General features: G+C 66.1%; 1 protein-coding gene. It reads right to left on the reverse strand.

All coding sequences use genetic code 11. The annotated features are described in order from the left end of the window. Positions 1 to 348: transposase (locus tag EN862_RS35215; RefSeq protein WP_193771638.1), on the reverse strand; the 348-nt coding region annotated here is incomplete at both ends.

The raw sequence follows: 348 nt of genomic DNA on the forward strand, positions 1-348 counted from the left end.
GCAGCCTGCGGCACTGGTCGAGCCTGGCGGCGCGATGGCCGTTGGCGAGGAAGCCGTAGTGGCGGATGCGATGGAAGCCGTCCGGCAGCGTGTGCAGCAGGAAGCGGCGGATGAACTCGTGCGCGTCGAGCGTCATCACCTTTGTCCTTCCGCCATGACGATAATCCTTCCAGCGGAATCCGACACGATCGTTCTCCATGCTGATCAGCCGGGAATTGGCGATGGCGACGCGATGGGTGTAGCGACCGAGGTAGGCCAGCACCTGCCCTGGACCGCCGAACGGCGGTTTGGCGTAGACCACCCAGTCGAGGCGGCGCGACCTGGCCAACAGGCGGGTGAAGGCGGCTG

It is taken from the genome of Mesorhizobium sp. M2E.F.Ca.ET.219.01.1.1 (assembly GCF_004016445.2).
In the GTDB taxonomy this organism is placed as follows: Bacteria; Pseudomonadota; Alphaproteobacteria; order Rhizobiales; family Rhizobiaceae; genus Mesorhizobium.